A 1450-nucleotide genomic window follows, 5' to 3' on the forward strand; every position below is an offset into this window, starting at 1 on the left:
GGCGCTTGACCGACTCCGCGGCCTCGCGGTCCTCCAGGCCCAGCTCGGAGTCGATCAGCTTGGTGACGAGCTCGCCCGCGCCCGCCACGTGCACCGCGGACACCGCGCCGTCGCGGTCGAGCAGCGCGGCGTCGGTGGAGCCGCCGCCCATGTCGATGATCGCGATGGGGACCGAGGAGCCCGGCGTCGTGAGCGCGCCGCGCACGGCGACCTCGCCCTCGACCCCGCCGATGATCGCCTCGCAGCCCAGCTCGGTGCTCAGCGCATCGGCCACGGCCTGCATGCGGCTGCGGCTGGTGCGCACCATCGCCGCGAGCGCGACGGCGTTCTCCTTCGAGACCTCGCCGGCCAGCCCGCCGCGGACCGTGGCCGGCACCATCGTGTCGACGGCGAGCACGTCGCGGATGCGGATCTCCGAGGCCGGCTGCCCGGTCACGTCGGTCATCGTGTCGCGGACGTTCGCGAGCATGCCGCCGACGTGCGTGCCGGCCTCGCCGTGCACGTCGACGAGCGGGGCGACCCGCCCGATCGCCTCCATGATGGCGTCGGCGCCCGTGTCGACGTCGACGTCGAGCGTGCGCCCGGCGCCCGAGAGCGTCAGCGTCCCGACCGGGATGCGCCGGTCGGTGACGTCGCCGGCGGGCGTGCGCACGACGACCGCGGACCGGTTGCCCGACAGCGCCCGGGCCACCGGGGACACCTGGCGGGTCTGCTCGGCGTCCAGGTCGAACGTCGAGGCCAGCCCGTAGGAGTCCGACAGCGTGCGGATCGTCCGCCCGGGCGGGGCGACCTCCACCGCCGCGAGCATCCCGAGCGGCACCCGGTCGACGGCCGACACCTCGTCGACCACCGGGATGCGCCGGGAGAGCCGGTTGACGACCAGCACCGCGTCGTCGCCGTGCATCACCGCGGCGACGACGTCGGCGCCGCGCTCCAGCGCGCGGTTCAGCGTGCCCGCCACGTCGTCGAAGTCCGCGCCCGCGCCGACCACGACGACCGCGGGCGTGCCCGGCTCGACCTCCGCGAGCGCCTCGAGGGTCACCGTCGTCCCGACGCCGAGGCCCTCGCCGCCCGGGGTGTCGGGGTTGTGCCCGATCATCGTCGACTCGGTGATGATCGTCTCGGTGATCGTCTCCATGGCGAGGCCGCTGATCACGGGCGTGGCCTCGTTGAGCAGCACGGTGGCCAGCGCGTCGGAGGGCCGCCCGGCGGCCTCGAGGGCACGCCGGACGGCCGTGACGGCCCCGGCCGTGTTCGCCGGGGTGCCCTTCACCCCCGTCGTCGCGGTGAGCGAGGACGCGAGCCTGTGGACGTCTCCGGGCGACACCTCGGCGATGCACGCCTCGGTCGTGGAGTTGCCGATGTCGACGCCGATGACCAGGGACGCGGAGCTCGTCGGAGCCGGACCCTCCACTGGTGACACGCCTGTCCCTTCTGCCTCGACGCCCCC

1 protein-coding gene is annotated in these 1450 nt (G+C 75.0%); it reads right to left on the reverse strand.

Annotation, left to right across the window (positions count from 1 at the left end):
- Window positions 1-1423, reverse strand: a 1423-nt coding sequence (locus PHK61_RS31760) for a diol dehydratase reactivase subunit alpha (RefSeq protein WP_274285032.1), incomplete at its 3' end; no start/stop codon positions are given.
- Between the last annotated feature and the right edge of the window lie 27 nt (window positions 1424-1450).

The sequence above is a fragment of the Actinomycetospora lutea genome (genome assembly GCF_028737205.1).
Taxonomy (GTDB): Bacteria; Actinomycetota; Actinomycetes; order Mycobacteriales; family Pseudonocardiaceae; genus Actinomycetospora; species Actinomycetospora lutea.